This window comes from Pantoea sp. PNA 03-3, assembly GCF_003201175.1.
Taxonomy (GTDB): Bacteria; Pseudomonadota; Gammaproteobacteria; order Enterobacterales; family Enterobacteriaceae; genus Pantoea; species Pantoea stewartii.
On sequence record NZ_QICO01000003.1, the window covers coordinates 185,232 to 211,863 of the forward strand.

General features: G+C 52.8%; 27 protein-coding genes, 2 tRNA genes and 1 pseudogene. 19 read left to right on the forward strand and 11 right to left on the reverse strand.

Translation table 11 applies throughout. The annotated features are described in order from the left end of the window. Positions 1–55: 55 nt before the first annotated feature. The 6 genes from C7433_RS10715 (at position 56) to C7433_RS23865 (ending at position 3,058) form a co-directional block, all read left to right on the forward strand. Positions 56–131 (forward strand) — tRNA-Ala (locus tag C7433_RS10715). 45 nt (positions 132–176) lie between these two features. After that, positions 177–252, forward strand: a tRNA-Ala gene (locus C7433_RS10720). Between the two features lie 495 nt (positions 253–747). Continuing rightward, entirely contained in the window at positions 748–1,200 is a 453-nt protein-coding gene (locus tag C7433_RS10725) for an STM2901 family protein (RefSeq protein WP_110268152.1), read from the forward strand. Continuing rightward, positions 1,194–1,520 carry a DUF1493 family protein gene (locus tag C7433_RS10730; RefSeq protein ID WP_110268153.1) on the forward strand — a complete coding sequence of 109 codons (327 nt, stop codon included), beginning with the start codon at positions 1,194–1,196 and terminating at the stop codon, positions 1,518–1,520. Before C7433_RS10725 ends, C7433_RS10730 begins: the two co-directional genes overlap by 7 nt. A gap of 30 nt (positions 1,521–1,550) precedes the next feature. Further along, complete coding sequence (locus tag C7433_RS10735; RefSeq protein ID WP_110268154.1) at positions 1,551–2,279, forward strand: hypothetical protein; 729 nt, start codon at positions 1,551–1,553, stop codon at positions 2,277–2,279. Positions 2,280–3,010: 731 nt separating this feature from the next. Continuing rightward, the gene (locus C7433_RS23865) at positions 3,011–3,058 is read left to right on the forward strand and encodes a hypothetical protein (protein WP_233255781.1); all 48 of its coding nucleotides are present in this window, start codon (positions 3,011–3,013) and stop codon (positions 3,056–3,058) included. A 223-nt stretch (positions 3,059–3,281) separates the two neighbouring features. Here the strand turns inward: C7433_RS23865 and C7433_RS10745 are convergent, their stop codons facing one another. Then, entirely contained in the window at positions 3,282–4,043 is a 762-nt protein-coding gene (locus C7433_RS10745; protein WP_110268155.1) for a nucleotidyltransferase domain-containing protein, read from the reverse strand. Between the two features lie 175 nt (positions 4,044–4,218). Further along, positions 4,219–5,409: a NupC/NupG family nucleoside CNT transporter gene (locus C7433_RS10750; RefSeq protein ID WP_110268156.1), complete on the reverse strand. Its 1,191-nt coding sequence runs from the start codon at positions 5,407–5,409 to the stop codon at positions 4,219–4,221. 357 nt (positions 5,410–5,766) lie between these two features. On the opposite strand from C7433_RS10750, the pseudogene C7433_RS10755 reads away from it, so the two are divergent. Together C7433_RS10755 and C7433_RS10760 are read left to right on the forward strand one after the other, a co-directional pair. Continuing rightward, positions 5,767–7,011, forward strand: a pseudogene (locus tag C7433_RS10755) (Nramp family divalent metal transporter); the annotation flags it as partial. Between the two features lie 87 nt (positions 7,012–7,098). After that, positions 7,099–7,788 (forward strand): O-methyltransferase, encoded by a 690-nt coding sequence (locus C7433_RS10760; RefSeq protein ID WP_058701243.1) that lies wholly within the window; start codon positions 7,099–7,101, stop codon positions 7,786–7,788. 40 nt (positions 7,789–7,828) lie between these two features. Here C7433_RS10760 and C7433_RS10765 read toward each other — a convergent pair whose 3' ends face one another. Together C7433_RS10765 and mgrA are read right to left on the reverse strand one after the other, a co-directional pair. Continuing rightward, the gene (locus C7433_RS10765; protein ID WP_033740783.1) at positions 7,829–8,179 is read right to left on the reverse strand and encodes a DUF2502 domain-containing protein; all 351 of its coding nucleotides are present in this window, start codon (positions 8,177–8,179) and stop codon (positions 7,829–7,831) included. 151 nt (positions 8,180–8,330) lie between these two features. Then, a complete protein-coding gene (gene mgrA, locus C7433_RS10770) occupies positions 8,331–9,320 on the reverse strand; it encodes an L-glyceraldehyde 3-phosphate reductase (protein WP_110268157.1) in 990 nt (329 codons plus the stop codon). A gap of 217 nt (positions 9,321–9,537) precedes the next feature. Here mgrA and C7433_RS10775 point away from each other — a divergent pair, with 217 nt between their 5' ends. Together C7433_RS10775 and glk are read left to right on the forward strand one after the other, a co-directional pair. Continuing rightward, positions 9,538–11,190: a thiamine pyrophosphate-binding protein gene (locus C7433_RS10775; protein WP_110268158.1), complete on the forward strand. Its 1,653-nt coding sequence runs from the start codon at positions 9,538–9,540 to the stop codon at positions 11,188–11,190. 162 nt (positions 11,191–11,352) lie between these two features. Continuing rightward, positions 11,353–12,318 (forward strand): glucokinase, encoded by a 966-nt coding sequence (gene glk / locus C7433_RS10780; protein WP_039339845.1) that lies wholly within the window; start codon positions 11,353–11,355, stop codon positions 12,316–12,318. A gap of 49 nt (positions 12,319–12,367) precedes the next feature. Here the strand turns inward: glk and C7433_RS10785 are convergent, their stop codons facing one another. Then, on the reverse strand, positions 12,368–13,096 hold the full coding sequence (locus C7433_RS10785; RefSeq protein WP_110268159.1) for a LytTR family DNA-binding domain-containing protein: 729 nt from the start codon (positions 13,094–13,096) through the stop codon (positions 12,368–12,370). Beyond that, positions 13,093–14,763, reverse strand: a complete 1,671-nt coding sequence (locus C7433_RS10790) for a sensor histidine kinase (RefSeq protein ID WP_039340149.1) — start codon at positions 14,761–14,763, stop codon at positions 13,093–13,095. The genes C7433_RS10785 and C7433_RS10790 overlap by 4 nt, the downstream gene beginning before the upstream one ends. Positions 14,764–15,013: 250 nt before the next feature. Here C7433_RS10790 and C7433_RS10795 point away from each other — a divergent pair, with 250 nt between their 5' ends. Next, positions 15,014–15,538 (forward strand): GNAT family N-acetyltransferase, encoded by a 525-nt coding sequence (locus C7433_RS10795; protein ID WP_039339839.1) that lies wholly within the window; start codon positions 15,014–15,016, stop codon positions 15,536–15,538. A 116-nt stretch (positions 15,539–15,654) separates the two neighbouring features. Next, entirely contained in the window at positions 15,655–16,890 is a 1,236-nt protein-coding gene (gene alaC / locus C7433_RS10800; RefSeq protein WP_006120363.1) for an alanine transaminase, read from the forward strand. Between the two features lie 49 nt (positions 16,891–16,939). Here the strand turns inward: alaC and ypdK are convergent, their stop codons facing one another. From ypdK to C7433_RS10815, 3 genes are all read right to left on the reverse strand, one after another. Beyond that, entirely contained in the window at positions 16,940–17,011 is a 72-nt protein-coding gene (gene ypdK / locus C7433_RS23870) for a membrane protein YpdK (RefSeq protein WP_006120362.1), read from the reverse strand. Between the two features lie 196 nt (positions 17,012–17,207). After that, positions 17,208–18,236, reverse strand: a complete 1,029-nt coding sequence (locus tag C7433_RS10810; RefSeq protein ID WP_110268160.1) for an HlyD family secretion protein — start codon at positions 18,234–18,236, stop codon at positions 17,208–17,210. A 6-nt stretch (positions 18,237–18,242) separates the two neighbouring features. Further along, positions 18,243–19,844: an MFS transporter gene (locus tag C7433_RS10815; protein ID WP_033740774.1), complete on the reverse strand. Its 1,602-nt coding sequence runs from the start codon at positions 19,842–19,844 to the stop codon at positions 18,243–18,245. A 153-nt stretch (positions 19,845–19,997) separates the two neighbouring features. Between C7433_RS10815 and C7433_RS10820 the strand changes: the two genes are divergently transcribed. The 4 genes from C7433_RS10820 to C7433_RS10835 all read left to right on the forward strand — a co-directional run bounded on the left by C7433_RS10820 (position 19,998) and on the right by C7433_RS10835 (position 22,588). Further along, positions 19,998–20,783 (forward strand): IclR family transcriptional regulator, encoded by a 786-nt coding sequence (locus tag C7433_RS10820; RefSeq protein ID WP_006120359.1) that lies wholly within the window; start codon positions 19,998–20,000, stop codon positions 20,781–20,783. Positions 20,784–20,790: 7 nt separating this feature from the next. After that, positions 20,791–21,243 (forward strand): universal stress protein, encoded by a 453-nt coding sequence (locus C7433_RS10825; RefSeq protein WP_006120358.1) that lies wholly within the window; start codon positions 20,791–20,793, stop codon positions 21,241–21,243. A gap of 9 nt (positions 21,244–21,252) precedes the next feature. Further along, positions 21,253–22,062: a hypothetical protein gene (locus C7433_RS10830; RefSeq protein ID WP_033740770.1), complete on the forward strand. Its 810-nt coding sequence runs from the start codon at positions 21,253–21,255 to the stop codon at positions 22,060–22,062. Between the two features lie 244 nt (positions 22,063–22,306). Continuing rightward, on the forward strand, positions 22,307–22,588 hold the full coding sequence (locus C7433_RS10835; RefSeq protein ID WP_006120355.1) for a hypothetical protein: 282 nt from the start codon (positions 22,307–22,309) through the stop codon (positions 22,586–22,588). 66 nt (positions 22,589–22,654) lie between these two features. Here the strand turns inward: C7433_RS10835 and C7433_RS24020 are convergent, their stop codons facing one another. Further along, positions 22,655–22,783 carry a hypothetical protein gene (locus C7433_RS24020; protein WP_255421292.1) on the reverse strand — a complete coding sequence of 43 codons (129 nt, stop codon included), beginning with the start codon at positions 22,781–22,783 and terminating at the stop codon, positions 22,655–22,657. 263 nt (positions 22,784–23,046) lie between these two features. Between C7433_RS24020 and C7433_RS10840 the strand changes: the two genes are divergently transcribed. Then, complete coding sequence (locus C7433_RS10840; RefSeq protein WP_110268161.1) at positions 23,047–23,922, forward strand: SMP-30/gluconolactonase/LRE family protein; 876 nt, start codon at positions 23,047–23,049, stop codon at positions 23,920–23,922. Positions 23,923–23,955: 33 nt separating this feature from the next. Here the strand turns inward: C7433_RS10840 and C7433_RS10845 are convergent, their stop codons facing one another. Continuing rightward, complete coding sequence (locus C7433_RS10845) at positions 23,956–25,176, reverse strand: OFA family MFS transporter (RefSeq protein WP_006120351.1); 1,221 nt, start codon at positions 25,174–25,176, stop codon at positions 23,956–23,958. 266 nt (positions 25,177–25,442) lie between these two features. On the opposite strand from C7433_RS10845, the gene C7433_RS10850 reads away from it, so the two are divergent. Both C7433_RS10850 and C7433_RS10860 read left to right on the forward strand, forming a co-directional pair. Next, positions 25,443–25,682, forward strand: a complete 240-nt coding sequence (locus C7433_RS10850; RefSeq protein ID WP_006120349.1) for a hypothetical protein — start codon at positions 25,443–25,445, stop codon at positions 25,680–25,682. 332 nt (positions 25,683–26,014) lie between these two features. After that, on the forward strand, positions 26,015–26,344 hold the full coding sequence (locus C7433_RS10860; protein ID WP_033740761.1) for an STN domain-containing protein: 330 nt from the start codon (positions 26,015–26,017) through the stop codon (positions 26,342–26,344). Positions 26,345–26,632 lie beyond the last annotated feature (288 nt).

Consider the following 26,632-nt stretch of genomic DNA (forward strand, 5'->3'; position numbering starts at 1 on the left):
CTGGGGGGTTTCATATTATGCCGTCCGTCGCGTAACACGACGGTTTTTTCGGTTCGGGGCTATAGCTCAGCTGGGAGAGCGCTTGCATGGCATGCAAGAGGTCAGCGGTTCGATCCCGCTTAGCTCCACCAAACTTCTCCCAAAAGTTTGGCACTGAAAAAACGATTTCCAGATGTGGGGGTATAGCTCAGCTGGGAGAGCGCTTGCATGGCATGCAAGAGGTCAGCGGTTCGATCCCGCTTATCTCCACCAATCATCTTTTTCTCTTCAAAATCAATAAGTTAAAAGATTTCGAGTGAGTGACTTTACTCATATACTGCCACAGTGTTGTTAGTGGCGATTTGTGAGAATAACATCCCTGTGGCCTGTAGTTAATAGCTCGAACAGGTAGCAGTTCAAAACTCGAAAGCTAATGACGCGCCTCCGTCTCAAAACACTTCTTACAAAACAGCCTGATCACACGCATTTAAGCCGGATGTGCGGCCATACACGGCCACTAAACAGGTTTATGGTGGTAATGCTCCGGTAGCTACAGATCCGACTCTGCCAGCGTCTCAGCCACGCTCCCGCAAGGGTACACGGTTATCCTGATAAGGTGTGATCACTCTGAACAATTGATGAAGTCGCTGACGCTCCGCTTGTTGGTAGTACTACCAACGGGGCTTATTGGCTTCTATTGTCTTTTTATATAGACACCTTCAAAACTGGCTCATATGATAAAACAATCTTATCTGTGAGACTGCTAGCATGGATACAACAGAAGAGTTAAACGGGACGTACTTCTATAAAGGTGTATCTAACCTTTCAGCAGGCGAGTTGTTTTTCTGGGTATTTCTTGATGCTGTAGATGAGCAACTTGGGGTATCAGATATCGCTGCTGCTGCTTTCATCATAGTTGGACAACCAAACCGCCCAACACGTGGCAAAATTGGCGGTACAATGACGACTAAAGGTACTTCCCTGATCTCAGAGGCAGCAAGGCGTTATCTCAATGTAGAACTTCCTTTCAGACTTCCCACACTCACAAATTCCAGCATAAAAAGATTGAGGTTCTCATTCGTTACTAATCTTGGCGCTTTTGTCGGACGGACTGTGCCGATATTAGGCTGGGTTATGGTCGCCGCAGATGTATCCAAGATTGCTTTCAATGCCACCACTAACTACAACCGCATAGCACGAGGTAATGATAAGTTATGGTAACTGACGAGCAAGTCTTGGATTTCTTTCGCCAAAATTTACCGCAGGTCAGAACGTTCAGCTTCAAAATCGTTCCACTTGAAATCAATGATACGTTACAGGAATACGCAGAATTTGATGATTTAGTTGAAGCTATTGATAAGTATTCTGAGCAATTTAATATCGATGTTTCAAAGTTGAATATTGACAATTATTACCCCTGGAAAACCCCTTGGTTCTTCCGTGAGTGGTTTAAAAAAGAGCCAGTAAAACAAAATAAGAAGCCTCTGACAGTAAGGATGTTCGCTGAATCAGCAAAGGCAGGTCGTTGGATCTATGAATAGTTGCTTTATAATATTTGACAGGAACAAATAATGAGAGGGATGTGCAAATTATGTTTAGCGGAAAGTGATTTACAACAATCGCACGTTATCCCCAGAAGCTATTTTAAGCGGCTTAAAAAAGAAAATGGTAAAATTGTTCTTTTTGAAGATGGGATAAAATCCTTAGTAGGCAATTTTGATCCTAAAGAGCCTATGCTATGCAGGAATTGTGAGCAATTTTTGTCTATTAATTACGAGCAGTACGGAATTAGAGTATTAAGAGATCACAAAAATTTCAGGAAAAATGCAGACCACATCATCATAGGATCTTTTCAGTATGAAAAATTTTACCTCTATCTATTCAGTATCCTTTGGAGGGCTTCAATTGCAAAGGACGCTTATTATGATACTGTGCAGGGCACAGAGAGCTTAGATGATTTATTTAGACATTGCATTGCGGAGAAGAAACTAAGGATTAACAAGCTTAGCGGCTTAAGGTTAGACCATTTTATCAAGGTTTCAGTTTTTAGAATTGTTGATAGTACATTTCATATCTCAGATGAAATTATCAAAGATATATTATCAAACTTTGTACAGAAAATGAGTGAAACTCATAAAGGAATAACTTGGTATTTTATAGTTGAGGGGTTTATTATCTATTATAATTTTTTCATAGGGAAAGGCTTTCACGAGATAAGAGCAACTAAGTTTTTATCCCAACTCAAAAAGGGAAGTCACCAAAAAACCCTCAAAGTAGAGATTACCCAAAGCAAACGTTAATTGATTTATTCAATAGTATGATAAGAGGATCATATTAATTAGCAGCGCTTTGAAAAAATATTGATATTTTTTATGAGTTAATTATATGTGTTTTAATCCTATTGAAGGCTATTTAAATTTGATTGAAAATCAATCTTCCTCACAGGGTAATGTGTAAGAGATTATACCTTATTATGGTTGGTTTATTCTAAAATATTAGTGGCTTACAATTATTTAATCTTCATCCTACTGTGGGCGGGTGTACCTCATATGCCCTCAATGACATACCACATAAAAAATAATCACAATTACCTCCTTCCCGTTCCGGGCAACTACATTTACTCCCCCTGCTCTATGTCCGCTCGGGGGAGTATTAATCATGCCGGAATTCTGTTTATGAATGGAGCAGGATTTTGGGTCAGGGTCAAAGCAGCCCGAAAATACCGAGTGAGTGACTTTATTCATACTTTTCCACAGAATGTTAGTGGCGGTTTGTGAAAATAATCCGCTTTGGTCTGTAGTCACATCTCCCGAACAGGCATCATCGTTCCACTTCAGATCAATGACAGGTTACAGGAATGCGCAGAATTTGATGATTTAGTTGAAGCGCTAGATCAGTATTCTGACCAGTTCCAAATCGGTGTTCAACACTGAATATTGATAATGACTATCCCTGGAAAATGTCATGGTTTTTCAGAAAATGGTTTACGACTTAACCAGTTAAGCAAGACAAAAATTCTCTGACGGTAAAAATGTTTGCTGAATCAGTAAAGGCAGGGCGTTGGCTAATGGGGAGATGATTTATCCTTTTAATGAAATAAGAATTCAAAGGGTGCCAGTCAGGGAGGAACGTTGCTAATAAGCGATAAAACGATCCTGTTAGTGGGGGTTAACCTGTCAGTTTCACCTGTAAATTAACTATTCATTTTAAAACACCGCCTGGCTCATACGGACGGGTGAGTTGAGCCTGGGTCGCCTTCTTGTTTTATCGGGCGCTTTTCATATTTCCCCCGTACGTTCTCGTTACGATTGTTCCAACTGCTGAACCAGCCATCCCCTGAACGCGTCAAGCTGCGAGATAAATTCCCTGCCCGATGTACTGGGCTGATAACTTTCGGCGAGAAAGAAGGCGATGGCAACTTCCTGGTCGGGATAACGCAGAACAAAGCGCGATACATGCTCGGCAAGCGTTGCAGGCCAGTCCGCGTCGCTATCCTGGCGCAGCATATTCGTTGAGCGAATAACTTTTCTGGCGGCGGCGCGTTGCCACTGCTGGCGGCCGGGCAAGGCGCAGGACAGTTTCGCGACATACTCGTCTAAAACCTTTGTGAAATCGCCATTTAGTGCCCTCGCCAGCGCTTTCGAGGGTCTGAACCGGTTAAAACGCACCGATAAATCTTCACCGTAAAGGCAGCGGCAGTGATGCTTTAGCCAGTATCCCCATGTATTAAGGTTGTTCGGATCCATCACCTCACTTAGCGTGCCTTTATCAACGTCAATGTTACTGACGACAGGATGCCTTGCCGTAAGCCTCTCTTTTACGGCCGCCAGGCTGTCGCGCGTAGCGGGCGCGAGCGGATGACGAAAGACAAGGCAGACATCCAGATCAGACTGCCCTTCGACGGCTGTGCCAAACGCAACGCTGCCATAGACCCACAGGCTGTGAAGATCATCGCCGACGGTCAGACGGAGTTGATGAATAGAATCGTCAACGATTGCCTGAAACGCCGGTTGAAAGGCGGTCACAGGTGGAACGGCGATGTAACCCTCGGCATCCAACGCCATAAACGCTCCTTTAAGAAGAGAGAGGACTGTGTGGCAAGGGGCAGACTGCAAACTGCTGTCAATGCAAAGTAGCAGGGTGACTCAGGAAGGGTAAAGCGTAAGCGTTAAACCGTCTCTGGTTAAAAGCAACAAGGCGAGCCAGTTGGCTCGCCTTGTCTGTTGCGTAAGCCCGGAATCAGAATGCCAGCACCAGGCCTGCAATGGCTGCGGACAGCACGCTGACCAGCGTTGAGCCATACAGCAGTTTCAGGCCGAAGCGCGAAACGATGTTGCCTTGCTCTTCATTCAGGCCTTTAATCGCGCCCGCGACGATGCCGATAGACGAGAAGTTAGCAAAAGACACCAGGAAAACCGACAGAATACCTTCGGCATTTGGCGACAGCTGGCTGGCGATTTTCTGCAGATCCATCATCGCCACAAACTCATTGGAAACCAGTTTCGTGGCCATGATGCTGCCAACCTGCAGCGCTTCGCCTGATGGCACGCCCATCACCCAGGCAAAAGGATAGAAGACGTAACCCAGCACGCCCTGGAACGTGATACCGAAAATGAAGTCAAACAGCGCATTCAGGCCAGAAATCAGGGCGATAAAACCAATCAGCATTGCTGCGACGATGATGGCTACACGGAAACCAGCCAGGATATATTCGCCCAGCATTTCAAAGAAGCTCTGACCCTGGTGCAGATCCTGCAACTGCAGGTCTTCTTCGTTATCGACGCGGTAAGGGTTGATCAGCGACAGTACGATAAAGGTACTGAACATGTTCAGCACCAGCGCAGCAACCACATACTTAGGCTGCAGCATGGTCATGTAGGCACCCACAATCGACATGGACACGGTGGACATCGCGGTCGCCGCCATCGTGTACATACGACGCTGTGACATTTTGCCCAGAATGTCTTTATACGCGATAAAGTTCTCAGACTGTCCCAAAATCAGAGAGCTTACGGCGTTAAACGATTCCAGTTTACCCATGCCGTTGATCTTAGACAGCACCGTACCGATGCCGCGAATCACCCACGGCAGGATGCGGAAGTGCTGAAGAATCCCGATCAGCGCCGAAATGAACACAATCGGACACAGGACGTTCAGGAAGAAGAAGGCCAGACCTTTATCGTTCATGTTGCCAAAGACAAAGTTGGTGCCCTGAGCCGCATATTTCAGAAGATGATCGAAGAAACCGGCGAAGCCTTTGACGAATCCCAGACCGGCTTCTGAGTTCAGGAAGAACCAGGCCAGAATGATTTCGATAACCAGAAGCTGAATAATGTAGCGAACCCGAATACTTTTTCTGTCGTGGCTGACCAGCAAGGCCAGCACACTGACTACCACTAGTGCTAAAAGAAACTGCAAAATATGGGACATGTTTGCTCCAAATTTGAGGAGGATTGTATTTTGCTGCGTATTCTATGTAACGGCTTACCGAAAAACGAGATCTCATCCACAATATAAGTATTCACTATCGCCAAATTTCTCAGAAAACTCTCAGCGATCACGTCCTGTAACCAAAATATTCACATGGATTTCACTTAAATCTATTGTCTGTAATTTGCACAACACGTAGAGTGACTAAAATACGTTGTATAAGTAGGGTTTTCTTAGCCCTGATTTATAGCAATGGCTATACTTTATAGCATTATCTATCATAGCGATTAGCGAAACCGAATTTCACTCGTACCTGTGTCGCCTTAAGCTACACAGGTTAACTCAGACAGGGTACCCGATATGCTAGAAAGCCGTGCCGCAGAACGCGCAGCGCGTGGCGCCAGAAAAATCAAACTCGCTTTACTGGGGCCTGCCTTTATCGCCGCGATCGGCTATATCGATCCGGGCAACTTCGCGACCAATATTCAGGCCGGTGCCGCGTATGGCTACCAGTTGCTGTGGGTGGTGGTGTGGGCCAACATTATGGCCATGCTTATCCAACTGATGTCAGCAAAGCTCGGTATTGCCACGGGCAAGAATCTGGCGGAACACATTCGCGATCGGTTCCCGCGTCCGGCCGTGTGGTTTTACTGGGTGCAGGCAGAGATCATCGCGATGGCGACCGATCTGGCGGAGTTTATTGGCGCGGCTCTGGGATTCAAACTGCTGCTGGGCGTCTCACTGATGCAGGGCGCGGTCCTTACCGGTGTGGCCACCGTTCTGATTTTGATGCTGCAAAACCGCGGGCAAAAGCCGCTGGAGCTGGTGATCGGCGGATTACTCCTGTTTGTTGCGGCCGCTTATATTGTTGAACTGTTTTTTTCCCAGCCAAAAGTCAGCGAACTGGTGACAGGCATGGCGCTGCCTTCACTGCCCAATGCCGATGCGGTTTTCCTGGCGGCCGGTGTGCTGGGTGCAACCATTATGCCGCACGTCATCTACCTGCATTCTGCCTTAACGCAGGGAAAAAGCCGCGACAGCCAGGCGCAACGTTACTCTTCCACTAAGCTGGATGTGGCGATCGCGATGACCATTGCCGGTTTTGTTAATCTGGCGATGATGGCCACGGCCGCTGCGGCTTTTCACTTTAGCGGCCACAGCGGTATTGCGGAACTCGATCAGGCTTACACCACCTTGCAGCCCTTGCTCGGTCATGCTGCCGCGACGGTATTCGGCCTGAGTCTGGTCGCGGCGGGGTTATCCTCCACCGTGGTGGGTACGCTGGCGGGCCAGGTGGTAATGCAGGGCTTTATCAATTTCCATATCCCTCTCTGGGTGCGTCGTGCCGTCACCATGGTGCCGTCATTTATCGTGATCTGGGCGGGCTGGGATCCCACGCGTGTGCTGGTGATGAGCCAGGTCTTGCTGAGCTTTGGTATTGCACTGGCGCTGATCCCTTTGCTGGTCTTTACGGGGAACCGTGAGCTGATGGGCGAAGCCCTGGTAAACAGTCGTCTGATGCAGAACACCGGTCGAATCATTGTGGTGCTGGTGGTCAGCCTGAATATTTACCTGCTCGTCGGACAGGCCATGGGCATGTAGCCTTACCCGGCAGCGATCGGGCACGGCTTTAAGCGCTGAATGCCACAGTTTATAATGTCACTCTCTTCCCGAGTCAGGAGTGACATCATGCGCACGCCAGATTACCCTTCAGACGACCATGTGAAATGGGCCGCCGTTGACGATTATTTTTCACAGTTGTTAGCGCCGCCCGATAACCACCTCAGCGCGGCCCTCCAGGCAAACAGTCAGGCCGGGCTGCCAGCTCATGATGTTTCGGCGGTGCAAGGTAAAATGCTGGCGCTGTTAATCAGCATTCAGAATGCCTCACGTGTGCTCGAAATCGGCACACTCGGCGGCTACAGCACGATCTGGATGGCGCAGGCGCTGGGCGAGGGGGGAACCATCACCACGATAGAAGCCGATCCCCGCCATGCGGATGTTGCCCGCGAAAATATTCATCAGGCTGGCCTGTCCGAACGGGTTACGCTGCATGTGGGGGCGGCGCTGGATGTCCTGCCGCATCTGCAGGCTCCCTTTGATCTCATTTTTATTGATGCGGACAAAAAAAATAATCCCGGCTATCTTCGCTGGGCCATTCGGCTCTCCCGGCCCGGCAGTCTCATTATCGTCGATAACATTGTTCGCGGCGGTGCCGTGATTGATGCCGGTTCTACCGACGGCAACGTGCAGGGCGTACGTGAGTGTCTGCGGCTGCTGGCCAGCGATCCCCGACTGGAGGCGACCGCGATTCAGACCGTGGGCGAAAAAGGCTGGGATGGCTTTGCGCTCGCCCGGGTGAAAAGCCGCGAGGAGTAACCGCAGGTTGTCTGCCGGCACGCAGGCCGGCAGAGGACGGTTAGCGGTAGCGATGCGGCTCAGGGTGCGCATGACGCCAGTGGCGTCGTTCATGTTCCCACTGGCGTTGCCGTTCACGCGCGTGCCAGCGACGTTCCCGTTCCGCTTCCTGATGACGTCGCCAGGCATCATGCCGCCACCAGCGTCTTTCCTTATAAGCGTAGCGATCGTTAAACCAGCGCGGTTCACGCCAGCGGTCGCCATCCCAGTAATAACCCCGGCGGTCCCGGTCGCCCAGATGCAGCGTGACGCCTGGAGCCAGGCGTATCTCATTTCCCGAGGCTTGTGCTGTGTGCATCGCCAGCGGCGTTAACACTGCTATGAAAGCAGCAAAGCATACTCCACGTATCATTATCTTCTCCTGCAGCAGCTTATGATTACTGCTGTCACGTCATTCTGACGGTATTGCACAAAGAAGCCTGCACATGTTGTCTGAAAATACGCGAAAAACAGGGCTTTGAGAGTTTTCTGGCACAGCCGCCCGCGTGCGCGGGCAACCCGTATCAGGCCAGTATCGCCTCAATGGCGGCGAGTTCGTCTGTCGAGAGCGGTGACTGGGTCAGCATCTGCACCGCGTCGTCAATTTGTGCCGTTTTACTGGCCCCGATCAGCACGGAGGTAATGCGCGGATCGCGCAGCACCCACGTTAACGCCATTTGCGCCAGTTTCTGCCCACGCTGTTCTGCCAGATCGTTCAGCTTACGCACCCTGGCCATTTTCTCTTCCGTCAGCTGATTTTCATTCAGGAACTTACTGCCGCTGGCGACGCGGGAATCGGAGGGAATACCCTGCAGATAGCGATCGGTCAGCACACCACCCGCGAGGGGCGAAAATGCGATACAGCCTGTGCCATGCTCATCCAGCGTCTGCAATAAGCCCTGTTCCGGTGTGCGTTCAAACAGGGAGTAGCGGGGCTGATGAATCAGGCAGGGTGTCCCCAGATCGCGCAGAATCGTCATCGCTTCAGCAGCCCGCTCTGCCGGATAGTTGGAAATGGCGGCATACAGCGCCTTGCCCTGACGGACAACGTGATCCAGCGCCCGCATGGTTTCTTCCAGCGGCGTTTCCGGATCGGGACGGTGATGGTAAAAGATGTCAACGTAATCCAGGCCCATTCGACGCAGGCTCTGGTCCAGACTCGCGACCAGATACTTGCGCGAACCCCAGTCGCCGTAAGGGCCTTCCCACATGGTATAACCGGCCTTGGTCGAAATAATCAGCTCGTCGCGATGCGCCTGAAAATCGTCGCGCATAATGCGACCAAAATTGCTTTCTGCGGAACCGGGCGGCGGACCGTAGTTATTCGCCAGGTCAAAATGGGTGATGCCGCAGTCAAACGCATGGCGCAGCAACTGCCGGCTGGTCGCTAATGGGGTGCTGTCACCAAAGTTATGCCACAGGCCCAGTGAAATCGCAGGAAGCTTCAGTCCACTGCGTCCACTTCGACGCCATTGCATATGCTGATACCTGTCGGGGCGAGGAAAAGCTGTCATAGAAAAGTCCTGAGTGAAAACGATTAAATGTGCCAAAACAGTGGGAGTGTATACGGTTACACTCAGCATTAATCCGTGTCAGATCGCATATCTGCCGAATAATCCACGGTCGTAACGCTTGCTTGCCATGTAATCCGTTGGCGAAATGACAGGCACTGTTCGCTAAATTAACGCCATGTCAGATACTTATCAAAACACTTCCCTAAAGGAATTCGCTATGTCCTCTTATACGGTTGGTGATTATCTGTTGGCGCGTTTGCAGGCGTGCGGTATTCGACATCTGTTCGGCGTACCGGGTGACTTTAACCTGCAGTTTCTGGATCGGGTGATTGCGCATCCGACAATAAGTTGGGTGGGATGTGCCAATGAGCTGAATGCCGCTTACGCTGCGGATGGCTATGGACGCTGTTCGGGTATGGCGGCGTTGCTGACTACCTTTGGCGTAGGGGAGCTCAGCGCAATCAACGGTCTGGCAGGCAGCTTCGCAGAGTACGTGCCCGTGATTCATATCGTGGGCGCGCCGTCGAGCCAGGCGATGCAGCAGGGAGACTGCGTGCACCACACCTTAGGGGATGGCGATTTTGGCCATTTCATCCGCATGGCAAAAGAGGTTAACGTCGCCACCGCGCAACTGACCGCTGAGAATGCCACCGCCGAAATTGACCGGGTTTTGTGCAGCGTGATCCAGCAACATCGTCCGGGCTATCTGCTGTTGCCTGTCGATGTTGCCCAGGCCGAAACCGCTGCGCCCGTTCATCCCCTGGTATCGTCGGCTTCGTCACCCGAATCCCTGCGCAGCGCGTTTCGCCAGGCCGCCGAGCGGTTACTGGCACCGGCGCAACGCGTCTCACTCCTGGCCGATTTTCTGGCGCAGCGCTGGCAACAGCAACCGGCGCTGGCTGCGTTACGTGCCGGGCGTGCTTTTCCGTGCGCCACACTGCTGATGGGCAAAGGCGTGCTGGATGAGCAGCAGCCGGGGCTTGTGGGCACTTACGCAGGTGAGGGCAGTGAAGGCTGGGTACGCCAGCAAATTGAAGAGGCAGACGTCACGCTCTGCGTCGGCGTGCGCTTTACGGATACGATTACCGCTGGATTCACTCAGCAATTTCGCCCCGATCGGCTGATCGACGTGCAGCCACACAGCGCCAGCGTCGCGGGACAGACGTTTGCCCCGTTGTCGATGGCCGATGCGTTGCAGACATTACTGCCGTTGTTCGAACGCTATGGCGCAGGCTGGCAGTCCGCCGGGCCAGTGAAACCGGCGGCGCCTGTCCCTGACGCGGCCATCATCAGCCAGTCTGCCTTTTGGCAGGCCATGCAGTCTTTTATCCAGCCCGGCGATATTATTCTGGCGGATCAAGGCACCGCGGCGTTTGGCGCGGCGGCGCTGCGCCTGCCTGCCGGGGCGCAGCTGCTGGTACAGCCGTTATGGGGATCCATCGGTTATACTCTGCCAGCCGCGTTTGGTGCCCAGACGGCACGCCCGTCACAGCGCGTCATCCTGATCATTGGCGATGGTTCGGCACAGTTGACCATTCAGGAACTCGGCTCGATGCTGCGGGATGATCAGCATCCAATCATTTTTCTGCTCAATAATGAAGGCTATACTGTGGAGCGGGCCATTCATGGCGCAGACCAGCGTTATAATGATATTGCCCAGTGGAACTGGACAGCGCTGCCGCAGGCATTCAGTTTACACTGTCAGGCACAAAGCTGGCGCATCAGTGAAACCGTGCAACTGACCGCACTGATGGCGCAACTGACACAACAACACAGACTGTCGTTTATTGAAGTCGTGATGCAAAAAGATGACCTGCCGCCCCTGTTACGTAAAGTCTCAGCCTGTCTGAGCCAGCGCAACGGCGGATGAGATTCGGAAAGTTGCCTCTGTGCAGGCCAGACTAACGCGGTTAGGCTGTTGCACACACGAGTCAGACGCTCACCTCAAGCTTCGGTGGGCGTTGTTGTTTTATCGGCAGGATTTTATAGTGTCCTCCAACTCTTTAAGACCCCCAAGCGGAGCACCAGAAGAATGACAACTTATGCCTTGGTCGGCGATGTCGGCGGCACCAATGCCCGCCTCGCTTTGTGTGAGGTGGAAAGCGGCAGCATCTCCCAGACCAAAACATTCGCAACATCAGACTACGACAGCCTCGAAGCCGTCATCCGCCATTATCTTGATGAACAAAAGCAGGATATTAAAGACGGCTGTATCGCCATTGCCTGCCCGATTACCGATGACTGGGTTGAAATGACCAACCACGACTGGGCCTTCTCGACTAAAAAGTTGAAGGCGAACATCGGTTTTGAACACCTGGAAATTATTAACGATTTCACCGCTGTCTCCATGGCGATTCCTATGCTCGGCGAAGAGCATGTCATCCAGTTTGGCGGTAAATCGGCGGTGAAGGATAAACCGATCGCGATTTACGGTGCGGGAACCGGCCTCGGCGTCAGCCATCTGGTACACGTCGACCAGCGCTGGGTCAGTTTACCCGGTGAAGGGGGACATGTTGATTTTGCCGCTAACAGCGAAGAAGAAGATCAAATTCTGGAAGTCTTACGGGAAGAATTAGGTCATGTTTCAGCAGAACGTGTGTTGTCAGGCGCTGGTCTGGTCAATCTCTACCGTGCGATTGTAAAAGTCGATAACCGTGAGCCGGAGAATCTTAAGCCACGCGAAGTCAGTGAGCGCGCCCTGGCGGACAGCTGCACCGACTGCCGTCGTGCCTTATCGCTGTTCTGCGTCATCATGGGACGTTTTGGCGGTAATCTGGCGCTGAACCTCGGGACCTTCGGTGGCGTTTACATCGCGGGCGGGATCGTGCCGCGTTTCCTGGAGTTCTTCAAAGCCTCGGGTTTTCGTGCCGCTTTTGAAGACAAAGGGCGCTTCCGTGACTATGTTGCCGATATCCCGGTTTATATGATCACGCATGACCAACCCGGGCTGTTGGGTGCCGGTGCGCACCTGCGCCAGACGCTGGGCCGTATTCTCTAGTTTGCAGGCTCTGTCCTGCCCGACGCAAGGGCAGAGCCGCCTTTCCCTCTCACAACCGCATCAGTAGCCGAAACGCTTTTACTTTGCTGCGGCTGACCGGTACCTGTACTTCCATATCCCGCAACTTCAGCAGATAGGTATTGTTAAACCAGGGTTCGATTTCCCGGATTTTGTTGAGGTTGACGCAGTAGGACCGGTGGCAGCGGAAGAACAGGTGTTCGGGCAGGCGTGAGCAGAATTCCGTCATTGTCATCGACATCACATAGGCTTCACGGCGGGTATAGACGAAGGTTAACTTCTCGTGCGCCTCAACGTAGTAAATGTCATTCACGTCGGTCACGATAATGCGTTCATCTTTGGTCAGATTCACGGTCAGTACGCTCTGCGCCATTGGCGTCTGAGCGGGCGCGTGCTGTTGCTGCCAGGTGGTTTCCAGCTTGTTCAGCATCGTGACGATACGGGATTCATGATACGGTTTCAGAATATAGTCAAACGCTTCCAGTTCAAAGGCTTCCACGGCATGCTCTTTCCAGGCCGTGATAAACACAATCAGGGGCTTATGAACAAACTGATGAATACTCTTTGCCAGTAACATGCCATCCAGAGAGGGAATATTGATGTCGAGAAAGATCACATCAACCCGATGCTGCTGCAGATATTTGAGGACATCCAGACCGTCATCAAAGCAGGCCGCTATCTCAATCTTACTGTGTTGCTGAATCATCCAGCTCAGCTCTTGCTGGGCCAGAAATTCGTCCTCGACGATGATGGCTTTCATGCAAGGTTCCCCACCAGTAACTGCCCGGTTTTGCTCAGTGTAAACGCGATTTCGGTGCCGGGCTGATGACGCGCAATGTGCAGCCCTTCGCCCGAGAGTAACTTCACCCGGTGATGGACATTTAACAGGCCAATTTTATTGCCGGGCATTTCGTTGCGAGCCACACGATCAATCACCTCGTCACTGATCCCTTTACCGGTATCACGCACGGCGATGCGCACGCGGTCGCCCAGGTCTCGCACACTTAACGTCACCACACCTTTACCTTTACAGGGCTGAATGCCATGAACAATAGCATTCTCCACCAACGGCTGAATCAGCAGGCTGGGCAGGGAAAAATGCAAATCCTCGTCAATGTCATAAATCATGGTTAACTTATCGCCAAAGCGCGCCTGCTCAATCGCTATATAATCTTTTACCTGCCAGAGTTCTTTCTTGATATCGATAAGCTCATCGTCATTCAGTTCGAGGTTGTAGCGCAGATAGCGCGATAAGTTGATGACCAACTGGCGCGCCGTATCGGGATTGAGCCGGATAGATGACGAAATGGCATTCAGCGCATTGAACAGGAAATGCGGATTAATTTTGCTCTGCAGGGCACGCAGTTCCGCTTTATTGGCCATTTCGCGCAGTTGCTCCGTACGCGAGACTTCCAGCTGCGTCGAAATAATCTGGGACAGGCCTACCGCCATCTCTTTCAGCGAGCCGGTGATGCGGTGCGCACGACGGTAATAAATCTTCAGCGTGCCGGTCACCTTGCCTTTTTCCCACAAGGGGATGACGATCATGGAGTGAATATCTTTCGTCCGGTGGGCTTCGTCATTGTTTTTGATGATGATCTTCCCACTGTGCATCGCCTGCGCCGTCGTCGGGCTGATCCCGTCGTCACCATGCTGGTAATTGTGTTCACCGTAGCCAACATAGGCCAAAATCTTCTGCTTGTTGGTCATCGCGACGGCATCGGCCTTGATTTCCCGTCGAATGATGTCACAGACACGGCGCAGGGAATCGCTGTTGACCTGACGGAACAGCGGCAGGGTCTGGTTAGCGATATCCAGCGCCAGTTTTGCCTGACGTGCCGCAATAGCCTCTTTTTCACCTTCCACGCTCTGCACCAGCAACACGATTAAGCCAATGCTGGCGGCGCCCAGAATCATCGGCAGGGCAATTTCAGAAACAATGGTCAGCCCGAGCGCGGTGGGCGTGGCCCACAACACGATAAGCAGCATGGTCAGACTTTCGCAAAACATGCCGCCCAGAATCCCTACCAGCCAGCGCCGTTCGCGCTGCACCCGGCGATGAATGGCACCGGCGACAATGCCGGCGATGATGCTGGTCATCAGGCAGGGCACTGACGTCACACCATGAATATCTATCAGGAAGCGGTGCAGACCGGCAATCACACCGGTGGTAATGCCAACCCAGGGACCAAACAAAATACCGCCAGCCATCACGGCGATCACCCGTACGTTGAGCAATGAACCGTCGACATTGACCCCTGACCAGGTACTGAAAAGTGCAAACAGTGAAAAAATGGCAATCACGGCCGCTTTTTCCAGCGCCGTATGCTCATCTTTCTGCAGGATCTGACGAAAAGGTGGGGTTCGCGTCAGAAAAAACAGGCAAATCAGCATCAGCGCCGCACGGTCAAAGACGGCCAGAAGCATAGTAAAGTGTGAAGTCACAGGCGACTCTTCAGCGAGGTCAAAGAAGGTTATGATAAAAAATGTGATGATGTTGTGCCAGCGTGCCTGACAGCCAGCCGGGCAGTTCATGTTTTAGATCAATTTATTCAAAAGCTGAAAAAGAGGAAATGTTGAGCTCATTTAAGAGGAACGTTTTTCCGCTGCCAGTGCGGCCCGGTCCACTGTGGTCAGGCCCGGTGACTTTATTACGTGTTATCGCCCGGAGTGATGTATGCATCTGACTACCTCGCGTTTGACGTTAACCTCTTTGCAGCCTGAAGACTGGCAGCTGTTTCGTGCGGTACATGAAGATCGCGATACTATGCGCTGGGTAAGTGACATTCCCGATGAAGATGATATCCGTGAGCGGTTTCGTCAGCGTCTGGCACCCTGGCAACCCGGCAGTTTTCACATGTTATGCCTGGTCATCAGGCGGCGCGACAGCGGGGAAGCCATCGGGTTATTGGGTTGTACGCCGGAATGGCAGCCCGCCCGTCAGGCGGAGGTGGGATATATGCTGCTGCATCGCCACTGTGGTCAGGGGTTTGGCAGTGAAGCGCTGGAAGCGCTGTGTGCGTGTTTGTTCGACGCCGATTTTCTCAAACTCCGGGCGCTGGTGGTGGAAGGAAACTGGGCTTCCCGGCGAATTCTGGAAAAAAACGGCTTTCTGCTGAAACGGACGCTGCAAAATAATTATCTGCTGAATGACCGCTGGGTGAATGACTGGCTGCTCGAGCGGCTCAATCCGGGAAAATAAAAAATTTTCTGCTCCTCTCGACAAAGTTGTTATTAGCGCGTTATGTTCTTGTTGAGGTCACCGCAGTGACCAGCGTCGCTCGGACGGTCCGGGCGCTAACGTTTCCAGAGGATACCATGGCTGATAACAGCACCACTCGTCGTTTCTCGCGTATTGAACGCCTGCCCCCTTACGTCTTTAACATTACCGCTGAACTGAAGATGGCTGCGCGTCGGCGCGGCGAAGATATCATCGACCTTTCAATGGGTAATCCCGATGGCGCGACGCCGCCGCACATTGTCGAAAAACTGTGCCAGGTGGCTCAACGTGAAGATACGCACGGCTATTCCACATCGCGCGGTATTCCTCGCCTGCGGCGTGCTATTTCACGCTGGTATCAGGAGCGTTATCAGGTAGATATTGATCCCGAATCGGAAGCGATAGTCACCATTGGTTCCAAAGAAGGTCTGGCTCACCTGATGCTGGCCACGCTTGACCATGGCGACACGGTGCTGGTGCCGAATCCCAGCTATCCCATTCATATCTATGGGGCCGTTATCGCAGGCGCTCAGGTGCGCTCCGTCCCGCTGGTGGAGGGCATTGATTTCTTCAATGAGCTGGAGCGTGCTATTCGCGAGAGCTATCCTAAACCTAAAATGATGGTGCTGGGTTTCCCGTCGAATCCCACTTCTCAGTGCGTAGAGCTGGACTTTTTTGAGCGCGTCATCGCGCTGGCCAAACAGTACAACGTGCTGGTCATTCACGATCTGGCCTATGCCGATATCGTCTATGATGGCTGGAAAGCGCCGTCCATTATGCAGGTGCCTGGCGCACGGGATGTGGCCGTCGAATTTTTCACCCTGTCAAAAAGCTATAACATGGCCGGCTGGCGCATAGGTTTTATGGTGGGCAACAAAGAGCTGGTCGCCGCCTTAGCCCGAATCAAGAGCTACCACGATTACGGCACCTTTACGCCCTTACAGGTCGCGGCGATTGCGGCCCTGGAAGGGGATCAGCAGTGCGTGCGCGATATTGCCGAACAGTATAAACGTCGCCGCGACGTGCTGGTGAAAGGGCTGCATGAAGCGGGCTGGATGGTGGATATTCCCAAAGCGTCGATGTACGTCTGGGCAAAGATTCCGGATCATTATGCGCATCTGGGCTCGCTGGAATTTGCCAAGCACATGCTGCAGGAAGCGAAAGTATGCGTTTCACCCGGCGTGGGCTTCGGTGATTATGGCGATACGCACGTCCGATTTGCACTGATTGAAAACAGCGATCGTATCCGACAGGCGGTAAGAGGCATTAAGGCGATGTTTCGCGCCGACGGCATTTTGCCGGGCAGCGTGAAAAGTATGGAAGAACAGATTTAACATCCCATTGGGGCGACCACCTGTCGCCCCTGTGGAATGCCTGCAGAGACTACAGCATCAGCACAAAGGTGCCGACCCAAAGTAGTACAAAGAAAGAAATTCCCATCAGCGCATATTTCACAAGCGAACTCCTCTGAGCGGTTACGATATTGGCGATCCCATCCAGCGCAACGCGGACAGAAAGGATAAGGTCGCCGTTCAGATTTACGGTCAACGATCTCCCGTACGAACTGAATAACTCAGAACAGGATCGGGGCTAATCTACGCGTATTCAGACCGAAAATAAATAGTTTGGTTCTGAGAGTTTGTTCACATTTTTATCGAACGTCAATGTCCGGCACTGCCGACATGCCTACGCGGAGTTGCGCCAGGTTTTTCTGGTCCTGGTCCAGGACAATTTTAACCGGTAATCGCTGAACCACTTTCGTGTAGTTGCCGGTCGCATTATCGGGAGCAATCGCCGCAAATGTCGCGCCTGTCGCGGGGGCAAGACTGTCGACGTGACCGGTAAAAATCTGGTCAGGCAAAGCATCTACCCTGATGCGGACGGGTTGACCCGGACGCACATCCTGCAACTGCGTTTCCAGATAATTCGCGGTGATATAGGTTTGTTGTAACGGCACCACCGCCAGCAAACGGGTACCGGCGGAAACATAGGCGCCCAGGCGCACTGCGCGCTGTCCCACCATGCCGGCCACCGGGGCCACAATGCGGGTGTAAGACAGATTAAGACGTGCCTGGTCGACGCTGGCTCGGGCGGCAGCAACATCCGCTTCGGCGGATCGGACGGCTGCCTGCAGCACGCCAACCTGCTTAATCGCAGAAGCGAGCGCGGCTTCACTCTGACGCACCGCGGCGCTGGCAGAGCGCTGCGCCGAGCTGGCTTTTTGCTGCTCGTCAGCGGCAACGGTGCCGCGCTGATAGAGACGGTTATAGCGTTCGGCACTCTGTCCGGCATACTGCGCCGAAGCCTGACTGGCGGAAACGCTGGCCTTCTGTTCATCAATGACCGACTGCTGCTGCTCCAGCTGTGCTTTGCTGCTCAACAGTTTGGCTTCACTGACCTGCAATGCGGCCTCCGCGCTTTCCAGTGCCACTTTGTAATCGCGATCGTCCTGCGTCGCCAGGAGTTCACCGGCGGCAACCTGCTGGTTATCTTTCACCCTGACGCTGGCGATGTACCCCGACACTTTGGGCGCAACAAGGGTGTAATCGGCATTGACCCAGGCATCATTGGTACGGTGATCGTTACGGGTCATCACGGACCAGACAATCAGCGCCATCGCCAGCAAAACCAGCAGCAGCAGGGAAAGCAGCACGGTTTTTCTCATTACTAAAGCACGCATATACAGTTATCTCGACGTGGAGGTTGCAGGTTGAATCAAGGTTTGGGGCGGCCAGACGCGTTTCGGCAGCCAGGCGGTGACGACCAGCAGCAGCAGCGCAAAACCGATCAGCAGCAGCCAGGTATCACTCAGGCCGAGCACCAGCGCCTGGTGCTTTATCTGGGTAGCAAAGCCGCGCAGATTCTCGACGGAACTCACGCTGCCATCGGGCAACAGCGGAAACTGACTGCTGGCCTGACTGCTGTTGGGGGCGGTCATCAGCCACGGCCTGCTGCCCGCCTGGTTGACGAGGATACTGGAGTGAAACTGTTCACGATGGCTGACAAACCATGACACCAGGGTAGAGGCCGCAATGCTGGAAAACCCGCGTACCGTGTTGAACATCGCCGAGGCAAAAGGTCCTTCAGGCGGTGCTACCACGCTGGTCGCGCTCATCAGCACGGGCAGAATCACCATCGGCTGGCCTACGGCCTGCAACGCCTGAATCAGCCAGAAGTTATCCCGCGCCCAGTCCGTTGTGATCTGCATACCGAGCAGGCAGGAGGCAATCAGGAAGCACAAGCCCACTGCAAGCATCCAGCGACAGTCAATCCAGCGGATATTCAGCAGGGCGGCAAGCAACGGCGCCACAATGAGCTGGGGCAACCCAATGGTCAACGCCAGCGGCGCGAACTGGGCGATGCGAAAGCCATCGACCTGGGCAAAATAGCTGGAAGGCAGGGCAGAGCCGGACAGCGACACGATCAGGACGCCGGCCAGTACCAGCAGGCCGTGCAGCAGGTTAGGTCGCCGCAGCATCTGCAACTTAAACAGCGGCAGGGGATGGAACCACTCATTGATTAAAAAGACGATGAGTAACGGCACGGCGGCCAGCAGCATAGCGGCAATCAGCGGAGAATCCAGCCAGTCAAGCCGTTCGCCCTGGCTGAGTACCAGAATGATTAACGCCATCCCGCTACAGCCTGTGAGCATCCCGAACAGATCGATCTGCTGAAAACGTTCTGTGCGCAACGGATCCTGAGGCAATCCCCAGCCGGTTAATACGAGGGCTATCAGCATACCGGGCACAACCTGCCAGAAGACAAACATCCAGCTGACCTGATCGGTCCAGAAGGCGGCCAGCGACGCGGCCATATTCGGCCCGAAGGTGGCAGTAAGGGCATAGGCGCCTAATCCATAGAGCTTGAACGGCGGTGGCAGAAAACGCAGGGCGACGGTCATCAGCATCGGCGGCAGCGCGCCGCCAAAGAGCCCCTGGATCACGCGTAATGCCATAAACAGCACAGGATCGGTCATCAGCGGTAACAGTATTCCGGACAGCATAAAGCCGACCGAAACAAATAACGTAAAGCGGCGCAGGGAAAACGTCACCGCGAACCACGGCGCAATCATCATGGCGGCCACTTCGGCAGCCTGATAAGCCGAAACAATCCAGCTTCCGTCGTCGTAGCCCATACCGAGAGCAGCACGAATATCGGCCAGCGCAATATCACTGACGCGATCGTTGAGCCCGGAGGTCAGCGCCGCGATCCAGACGCCAAGCAGGCCCAGGGCGAGACGTAAGGTAAAGGGATGCAGCGGCGGCGCAGTGCCAGGCTGGGTCGTCATAGCAGGTGTCTCATTGTTTTTTTGGTTCGATGTATTGCGATGCGATACAGGCGGGGCGATATTACATGGCAATATGCTGTATTGCAATGTGGTACACGCTGTAAAACGTGCGCTTTTCGGGTTACAGTAAGCCAGCTCAAAAAGGACGACGCTATGACTCAACAATCATCCAGCCGCGAAGATGAAAAAACGGGCGGTATTCAGGTTATTGCGCGCGCGGCTAAAATTCTTAATGCTCTGGGCGAGCATCCCGGTGGCATGAGTCTGGGCGAAATCGCGCATGCGGTTGATCTGCCGCGTTCTACCGTACAGCGCATTGTGGCCGCGCTGGACAGCGCCGAACTGGTTCGAAGCAGTGGGGCGGGCGGATTGCGTCTTGGGCCAGCTTTACTGAAGCTGCTCGCCAGCGTGAACACGGATGTGGTCGATTTGGTCAAGCCGCTGCTGGAAAAACTGTCGGCGGATACCAATGAAACGGTCTCCCTGTCCCGCGCCAGTGGTGCGCAGCTTGCCGTCATTCATTATGTTGTGGCGTCGCGCGAGCTGCGGGTGGTTCCCCGTATCGGACTGGAGCTGCCGCTCTACAGCACCTCGGGTGGCCGCGCCTTGCTGGCGCTGGAAAGCGATGAAGACGTCCGGACGCTGGTGGGAGATGCCTGGCGCGAACTCACGGACAAGACGGTTAAGACGCAGGCAGCACTGTTAGAGATGCTTCGGGAAGTGCGTGAAACCAGCATTTCCTACGACCGTGGTGAAACCCTTGAAGGCGTTTCAACCATGGCCTTTGCGCTCGATACACTGTTTGGCCGCTTTGCGGTCTCCTTACTGGTGCCCACGGCGCGGTTTAAGAAGCATGAATCACGCTATCGTGAAGAAATGTTGCTGTGCAAACAGGCTCTGATTCGTGAAATTGGCAAAATTGCCGCTGTTGAAGGATGAGTGCTCAATGAAAACAGTATTAATGGCTATCGATAATTCACCGGTCGCGAAGAAAGTGGTGTCGTTAACGATCGAAGAAGCACAGGCGCATGATGCACAAGTGATTGTGCTGTGTTGTATCGATCCCGCCTATTCATCCTGTAGCCAGCCCATCGATATTGATGCCGGTGAAGATCCGGCAGATTTTGTGGCCGCGCAGGATGAGCAAAATACCGCTGAAATGGTGGTACGTCATGCCCTGGCACCCTTGCTCCAGGCCGGCATTAAGGCGCGAGGTATGATTCTGGCCGGCGAAGCGGCGGAGACAATCGTGGCCCAGTCCCAGCAGCTCAATGCCAGCATGATTATTATGGGGCGACGTCATTTATCGCCCTTTAACCGGTTATTAAAAGGATCTGTGAGTGCCGCTGTGGTTGAACGCGCGCATTGCCCGGTACTGATCGATGTGCGTAAGGATTAACAACGTAGTATGACTCTCCTGCTTTTTCTTACGCTGGCCGCCTTTGTGCTGCTGGCGATTATCATCGTTATGTTAGTCAGAACCACCCGGCTTAAAGCGTGGCAGGGCGTGGTTCTTTTTATCCTGCCGCTGTTGTTGTCGAATGTTTTATGGTTCAGCTGGATCCAGCCTCAGCAGCAGCAGGAGAAACGCTACGAGCGCGCGGCAGATTATATGGCACAGGCTACGGTATATCGGGTGCTGCGCACTCAGGAACCCGCGCTGTGGCAAATACTGACGCGCGATCTGGCGCGCAAACTGCGTGAAGGCGAACCCATGTTGCAGGCAACGGGCGAACTGCGCGGGTTATTGACGGATGTGATCAATCAGCGCCTTATGCGGGGTACTGACGCGGCCGTATTGAAATATATTGGCGTCTCGGTGGAAGAAATGCAGACGCTCAATAAAATTGACCCGGGCCTCTGTTTTCAGTTCCTTTATCCGCAGGTGAAGGGCGGTATCAATCTGGTTGAAACTCTGCCCGCCAGCCTGAACCAAAAAGATGCCGATGCCACCGAGTATTTGCTGCTTAACAGTCTGGGGGACGAACAACCGCTGGACCGCAAGCAGGCGCAGCACGATCTCAAAACCATCGTCGACCATCTCTACCTGAAGTGGGGCAATAAGCTGCAACAGCTGAATATGCCTGCCGATGCCGCCGTTGATCGGTCTTCCATGTGTGCCATGTCTGTCGATCTTTATAGTGCCATCCTCGCACTCCCGGACAAGCAAGCCGCCAATCTGCTTCGTAGAATGATTGCGCTTTCAGGCGAAGGTTAAAAAGAAAAAAGCCCGCCAGTGGCGGGCTAAATGCTGAGAGAGGCTTTTTTTAGAGTAATTCCTGGTGTTGTTCGTGAGGCTTTTCACTGGAATCAGTGTCGCAGTTTATTGGCATAACCTGCCAGTTGTTTAACCGTATTGAATCAATTGGTAAAACTTCGTAAATACGCAGTTGTTCGCGTACTAATCCTATAGATGCGCATTTTGCAGCGCCTTACACTGCGTCAAAATGTGAGGAAATAAAATGAAAATGGCAATCATGGGTGCATTTGCACTTATTTTTCTGAGCGGTTGTACCGCCAGTAAACCCGGGGCGTTTGAACGTGTTGATGAAGATCCCAGTTCAAATACCGTACAATATCGTTTCGACCCGCTGAAAGTGAATCGTGATGCAATGGAAATTGATATCGCGAATTACTGCAGCAATAAAGGTTTTGATAAAGTAGAGTCACTCCCTGTTCAGGACAGCACAATACCAGGTTTAAAGAAAACCTGGTATCAGTGTAATTACGCAGTGAAAAGTTAATGAATAAATGAGGTGGGATTATATCCCACCTTCTTTTTATATTATGCTGTGTGAAATCTTTGCCCTTCAGTGAATATCATTTTGTTTCATGCCTCCTTTCTGCTGCGCTGGAACGTCTGCGGATAACGCCTCCTGTCCAGGAGAAATAAAGGCTACCGACTGAGGGAACAGCGCGGCGGTAACGATGTCTGGCATACGGCACCTCCTCTTTTTCAATACTCAGGATAATACGCCGAAAAAGTGCAGCAAAAATGCAGCCTGTGTAGAGTTATTTCGATAAATATGTCGCGATATTTCAAAAAAGAACGCGAAAAAGAGGGTGAGCGCATATTCCAATCGGAATAGACCGAATAGGTATTAATATGCGTGAGACCTGTCTTAAAAACAAGGCTGACGTGCATGTGTGAAGATGGAAATTAGCGCTACAGTAATATCAGGACAATTAAAGGGAGACAAACATGACGCATAGGGTAAAAAACGTTCTGCCGCTTCAGGCAGAGCTGGCAGAATGTCCGCTCTGGGCTGTGCAGGAACAGGTGCTGTGGTGTGTGGATATTCTGGCACCGGCCATCCATCGTTTCGATCCGGCGAGTGGTGAGCTCTCCACATTTCCCCAGGCAGAAGAAGTCGGATGCATCGGCCTGCGGGAACAGGGCGGTATCATTGCCGCACTGCGTAGCGGCGTCTGGCTGCTGGACGAGCAGGGGAAACCGCAAAAAAAAGTGGCGGATAATCCCGGTATCGCCGGGAAAAGCCGCTTCAATGATGGCCGCGTGGATCCCTGGGGTAATTTCTGGTGCGGCAGTTTATGGGAGCCACAGGATAAAAACGGCGGCTTGCTTTGTCGCGTAACGCCTGATTTGACGCTTGAGGTGAAGGCACGCGACATCAAAATTTCCAATGGCGTTGCCTTTTCTCCTGACCGTCAGTGGATGTATCACAGCGATACGCCGAATGAAGTGCTCTATCGCTATCCGCTTGATGCTCAGGGCGAGCCGGGGCAGCGTGAAATCTTCCGGCGGTTTGATGCCCGTGGTGGCTTGCCCGATGGGGCGGCTGTCGACAGTGAGGGCTATTACTGGTCAGCCCTGTTTGACGGCGGACGCGTCGTGCGTATTGATCCGCACGACGGTGAAATCGTCGATGAGATTACACTGCCGGTGAAATGGCCCACCATGGTGACGTTTGGCGGCAGCGATCTCAAGACGCTGTTCATCACCAGCTCACGCGAAAACCTCAGCGAAGAGGATCTCGCCCGCTATCCGCAGTCGGGCGATATTTTTGCGGTGGATGTCGACGTGGCCGGTATGGAAGAGCCGCGTTTTCGCGGCTGATGATGAGGGCCAGGCTTATCTGGCCCTGTAACGTTACTGACGCTGCAACAGCGGTTCATGGGCTGGCTGGCTCTGCGGCAGGCGGATAGTCAGTGACAGCACCAGTGATATAACCAGCAGGGTCATAATGAGGCTGAAAGTGACCGTAAAGCCGCCAAACAGTGAAGCCACCAGCGAACCCATTACGCTGCCAATGCCAAAGCCGAGATAAATCAGGCCATAATTTTTGGTCAGATTATTCAAGCCGAAAAAGTCACTGACCAGCGAAGGGAAGACGGTAATGGTGCCGCCGAAGCTAAACGCAATGCAGGCCAGGGACAGGAAAAACGTGGTTTGATTCATCTGTGTAAACAGCATCAGGCTCATACCGATCAGTGAAACCAGTTGGGCCAGTGAGATCACGCGAATACGCACCATTTTATCGGACAGCACGCCCAGTACTAACCGACCACTCAGGTTTGCTACCGCGATGACCGTGACGGCGTTAGCGGCGGTCTGGGTGCTGAGGTGAACCAAACCTTCCCCGATGTCTTTTGCAACGCCAATCACATACAGCCCGCTCATACAGGCAGTCAGAAACATCAACGCCAGCATCCAGTACTGTGGCAGACGCACCGATTCGGCCAACGTATACTGACGCGTCGCTTCTGCCTGGGTAGCTGACGCAGATTGCAGCGGCGCATCGCGCATCATCAGTCCGCCAGCAATAATCATCGCCATTGCCAGCAGGCCCCAGAGCACAAAGGTCTGTTCAAGCCCAAATCGTGCCAACAGTGCCCCGCAAATGAATTTAAATCCCAGACTTCCCAGACCGTAAGCGCCAATGGCGCAGGCCGATATCATGCCTTTACGTTCAGGAAACCATTTCACACAGTTGGATAGCGTCATCAGATACCCTGCGCCATCGGCCAGACCTAACAACACGCCCGCGCTCAGGTACAGCATGATCAGATTATCTGCATGGGCGGTCAGCCCTAATCCCAGCGCCATCAATATACCTGCGCCGATAGTGACCTTACGGACGCCAAAACGCTCCTGCAGCTTGCCAGCCAGTGAAGAAGAGATGGCCAGCCCCAGGCTCAGTAAACCAAATGAAAATGCGATCTGGCTTACGGGCGCATCCAGTTTTTGCGCGAGCTGACCATTGAATAAGCTCCAGGTATAAACGGACCCCAGCGCTAACTGAGTTATCACCGTACCGATAAGTGTGAGCCAGCGTGTACGCTGGTGGGCAGTCTGTTGAGTCGCGTTCATTATGTTACTCCCAGGGGGAAACTGAATACTGGCGTCAGAATAACCAAAACCCCTACGCGCGAGGGCGGAAAGCGCATGAACGGAATGCAACGCGGAATGAAATGCTGTCAGGGCGGAATGAATGGCCGCGTGGGGTAAGTGTAACGAGGTGAGTCAAGTTAATGAAGGCAGGTAAACAGCAGTAAGGGAATATTACGGCCAACCTCTTTTCCCGGCAGGCTTAGCATTTTTTTGCCAGGCTTAAAGTCCATTCAACAGGAGGAAATATGAAAGACCGGACATATGAATCCATCACCAGTGAGGATGAAGTTTGCTGCATTATCGGTCAGGCAGTGATCGAACTGAGCGCAGAACAGCAGCCTGTCACGAAATCTACCCTGGCACTGAAATTATTGTCAATGGCGGACCGCGACAGTGACGACGAGCGGGTTCTGCTCTACTGGATTGCGCGCAAAGCGATCAATCAACCCCAGCATCTTGTCAATGCGCAGCAAAAACGGGCATGACGCCCAGACAGGAAAGGGCGCCATGCCCGCTACGGTTCCGTTTTGTTTACACAGGACACATCACCGTAAAATCATGGTAGCGCCAGGGACGGCGAAGACGCGTTCCGTCGCGCCCGGTGAGCACGACACCGTAAAACGTGACTTTCTCTGTGCCTCGCTGCTCTCGCTTTCTCTGCTAAGAGAGGTCATTACCGCCAGTGCGAAGCGGCACGATAGCGAGCCGCACATTTCCCACCTCCTCGCCTGCGATCACACTCAGACATACTCTGCACGCTGACAGAAACAGTTGACTATGGGACAAAGACACAAGTTTTCCTGTGCCCGGAGGCGTTATGCATTTCACATCCTTCAACTCAGCCTGCTTGCTGCTGGCGCTGACGTGTACGTCGTGCAGCCAGTCATCTTCTGGTCACATCCCTGCGGGTAAATGTGATGCGGAAGCGACCTACAATCTTCATTTGTCGCGCTTTGACGAAACGGCGCAACAGTTGGCGCACGGTACCGGGTGTTTTATCCAGACGGATTTGTCGCGCACTGGGGCTGTTCAGGTGAATCCTGTAGAGGGCACCATGACGCTTCGTGAAGCGCTCGGACAGGCTATAAAAGGCACGCCGTTGAAGATTGTGGCGCAAACGCCGGATGTCATTACTGTCGAAAAATAATCGCGAATTACGGAGGTCACACCATGCGCAGAGGCGCTGCTTTGCTTATTTTGTTGTTAACCGCATCAGTCTGCTATGCCGCGCCAGGGGGGAACGGTGGGGAAGGTGGAAATGGCGGAGCGGGCGGTAACGGCGGAAGTATGGACAATCAACCTGGCGGTGCTGGGTTGCCTGGCCACAATGGTCAGCGCGGCATGAATGGTTGTCCCGGCGGTACTGCGCCCTCTCAGGACGGCAGATTTTATCTGCCCGGCACACATGAGCAATGTAATCCGGCGCATCCAAAGT

Bases quoted from the DNA above. Each gene is read 5' to 3' on its own strand.
- C7433_RS10750 (WP_110268156.1), bottom strand. From the start codon at position 5,409: ATGTCCCATATTTTGCAGTTTCTTTTAGCACTAGTGGTAGTCAGTGTG.
- C7433_RS10795 (WP_039339839.1), top strand. From the start codon at position 15,014: ATGCATCTGACTACCTCGCGTTTGACGTTAACCTCTTTGCAGCCTGAA.
- alaC (WP_006120363.1), top strand. From the start codon at position 15,655: ATGGCTGATAACAGCACCACTCGTCGTTTCTCGCGTATTGAACGCCTG.
- C7433_RS10825 (WP_006120358.1), top strand. From the start codon at position 20,791: ATGAAAACAGTATTAATGGCTATCGATAATTCACCGGTCGCGAAGAAA.
- C7433_RS10765 (WP_033740783.1), bottom strand. From the start codon at position 8,179: ATGATACGTGGAGTATGCTTTGCTGCTTTCATAGCAGTGTTAACGCCG.
- C7433_RS10735 (WP_110268154.1), top strand. From the start codon at position 1,551: ATGAGAGGGATGTGCAAATTATGTTTAGCGGAAAGTGATTTACAACAA.
- C7433_RS10785 (WP_110268159.1), bottom strand. From the start codon at position 13,096: ATGAAAGCCATCATCGTCGAGGACGAATTTCTGGCCCAGCAAGAGCTG.
- mgrA (WP_110268157.1), bottom strand. From the start codon at position 9,320: ATGACAGCTTTTCCTCGCCCCGACAGGTATCAGCATATGCAATGGCGT.
- C7433_RS10830 (WP_033740770.1), top strand. From the start codon at position 21,253: ATGACTCTCCTGCTTTTTCTTACGCTGGCCGCCTTTGTGCTGCTGGCG.
- C7433_RS10835 (WP_006120355.1), top strand. From the start codon at position 22,307: ATGAAAATGGCAATCATGGGTGCATTTGCACTTATTTTTCTGAGCGGT.
- C7433_RS10840 (WP_110268161.1), top strand. From the start codon at position 23,047: ATGACGCATAGGGTAAAAAACGTTCTGCCGCTTCAGGCAGAGCTGGCA.
- C7433_RS10790 (WP_039340149.1), bottom strand. From the start codon at position 14,763: ATGCTTCTGGCCGTCTTTGACCGTGCGGCGCTGATGCTGATTTGCCTG.
- C7433_RS10815 (WP_033740774.1), bottom strand. From the start codon at position 19,844: ATGACGACCCAGCCTGGCACTGCGCCGCCGCTGCATCCCTTTACCTTA.
- C7433_RS10845 (WP_006120351.1), bottom strand. From the start codon at position 25,176: ATGAACGCGACTCAACAGACTGCCCACCAGCGTACACGCTGGCTCACA.
- glk (WP_039339845.1), top strand. From the start codon at position 11,353: ATGACAACTTATGCCTTGGTCGGCGATGTCGGCGGCACCAATGCCCGC.
- C7433_RS10820 (WP_006120359.1), top strand. From the start codon at position 19,998: ATGACTCAACAATCATCCAGCCGCGAAGATGAAAAAACGGGCGGTATT.
- C7433_RS10730 (WP_110268153.1), top strand. From the start codon at position 1,194: ATGGTAACTGACGAGCAAGTCTTGGATTTCTTTCGCCAAAATTTACCG.
- C7433_RS10745 (WP_110268155.1), bottom strand. From the start codon at position 4,043: ATGGCGTTGGATGCCGAGGGTTACATCGCCGTTCCACCTGTGACCGCC.
- C7433_RS10775 (WP_110268158.1), top strand. From the start codon at position 9,538: ATGTCCTCTTATACGGTTGGTGATTATCTGTTGGCGCGTTTGCAGGCG.
- C7433_RS10725 (WP_110268152.1), top strand. From the start codon at position 748: ATGGATACAACAGAAGAGTTAAACGGGACGTACTTCTATAAAGGTGTA.
- C7433_RS10810 (WP_110268160.1), bottom strand. From the start codon at position 18,236: ATGCGTGCTTTAGTAATGAGAAAAACCGTGCTGCTTTCCCTGCTGCTG.
- C7433_RS10760 (WP_058701243.1), top strand. From the start codon at position 7,099: ATGCGCACGCCAGATTACCCTTCAGACGACCATGTGAAATGGGCCGCC.
- C7433_RS10850 (WP_006120349.1), top strand. From the start codon at position 25,443: ATGAAAGACCGGACATATGAATCCATCACCAGTGAGGATGAAGTTTGC.
- C7433_RS10860 (WP_033740761.1), top strand. From the start codon at position 26,015: ATGCATTTCACATCCTTCAACTCAGCCTGCTTGCTGCTGGCGCTGACG.
- C7433_RS24020 (WP_255421292.1), bottom strand. From the start codon at position 22,783: ATGCCAGACATCGTTACCGCCGCGCTGTTCCCTCAGTCGGTAGCCTTT.